The organism is Primorskyibacter sedentarius (genome assembly GCF_004342065.1).
Classification (GTDB): domain Bacteria; phylum Pseudomonadota; class Alphaproteobacteria; order Rhodobacterales; family Rhodobacteraceae; genus Primorskyibacter; species Primorskyibacter sedentarius.
This window is the reverse complement of sequence record NZ_SLZU01000077.1, coordinates 1-1,511: the sequence shown is the minus strand read 5'-3', so window position 1 is coordinate 1,511 and position 1,511 is coordinate 1. Positions and strand designations below refer to the sequence as shown.

The 1,511-nt window shown below is 62.5% G+C and carries 1 pseudogene; it reads left to right on the top strand.

What is annotated here, in order from left to right:
- A pseudogene (locus EDD52_RS23540) lies at positions 1-1,484 on the top strand (IS3 family transposase); the annotation flags it as partial.
- Between the last annotated feature and the right edge of the window lie 27 nt (positions 1,485-1,511).

Here is a 1,511-nt window from a genome sequence, read left to right as displayed (position 1 = left end):
CGGCAGCTTTCGCAGGAAGAAGGGATATCGGAGGGAACGCTGCATAATTGGCGTGCCCAGGCGCGTGGCAAGGGTCAGCTTCTGCCAGACGCTGACGCGGGCCCCGAGGGCTGGTCGTCCCGTGATAAGTTCGCGGCGGTTTTGGAAACGGCGGCGCTGAACGAGGCCGATCTGGCGGAATACTGCCGCAAACGCGGTCTTTATCCTATGCAGATCGGAAGCTGGCGCGTCGCTTGTGAACAGGCGAATGACTGGGATCGCGCGAGCACAGCGCGTCTGAGCCATGCGACCAGGGAAGAGAAGAAGCGGGTCAAAGATCTGGAGCGGGAACTGGCGCGCAAGGAGAAGGCCCTGGCCGAAGCAGCCGCGCTGCTCATCCTCAGAAAAAAGGCATGGGCGATCTGGGGGGACGGAGAGGACGCATGATCAGCACCCCACATCGCCAAACCGCAGTTGCTCTGATCAACGAAGCCGTCACCGCTGGCGCGCGTCGCTCCATAGCCTGTCTCGAGTTGCAGGTCAGCGAACGGACCCTGCGGCGCTGGACCAAAGGCGGCCAGGTTCATCCCGATCAGCGGCCCCTTGTGCCGCGCCCTGAACCGGCCAACAAGCTGAGCGCGGTTGAACGCGCCGCTGTGCTGGAAGCCTGTAACTCAGCGGAATTCGCCAGCCTGCCGCCAAGCCAGATCGTGCCGAAGCTGGCCGATCAGGGGCGGTATCTGGCCTCGGAATCCAGCTTCTACCGCATTCTGCGCGCGAATGGTCAACAGCGTCACCGCGGCCGGGCAAAGCCCCCGGTCCGGCGCAAACCACCCACCAGCCACAAGGCCAGCGCGCCCTGCGAGGTCTGGACCTGGGACATCACCTGGATACCCGGGCCCGTCGCGGGCATGTTCTTCTACCTCTATCTGATCGTGGACATCTTCAGCCGCAAGATCGTCGGCTGGGAGGTGCATGAGCGCGAGAGCGCGGAACTGGCGTCCAATCTGATCCGGCAGGCGGTCCTGGCCGAGGGCTGCATTGCGCGCCCCTTGGTGCTGCACGCCGACAATGGCAGCCCAATGAAGGGTGCCACGATGAAAGTGACAATGGAAAAGCTGGGTATCACGGCGTCCTACAGCCGCCCGCGCGTCAGCAATGATAACCCGTTCTCCGAAGCCCTGTTCCGAACCTGCAAATACCGCCCGAACTGGCCGACCAAGGGCTTTGCCACCAAGGCCGATGCGCAGACTTGGGTGAAATCCTTCGCCAGTTGGTATAACAGCGAGCACCTGCACAGCGCTATCCGCTTTGTCACACCAAATGCGCGCCATACTGGATATGACAGCGCAACACTGGCCAGCCGAGCCAGTCTCTATGCGAATGCGCGGGCGCAGAACCCAGAGCGCTGGTCAGGCAAAACCCGCAACTGGCAACCGGCTGGACCCGTCTGGCTCAACCCAGAAACCGAAATCAGCGCCCCTGAAATCAGAGACGCCGCATGAAATCGGCGGACAACTCCTTTGACAAAC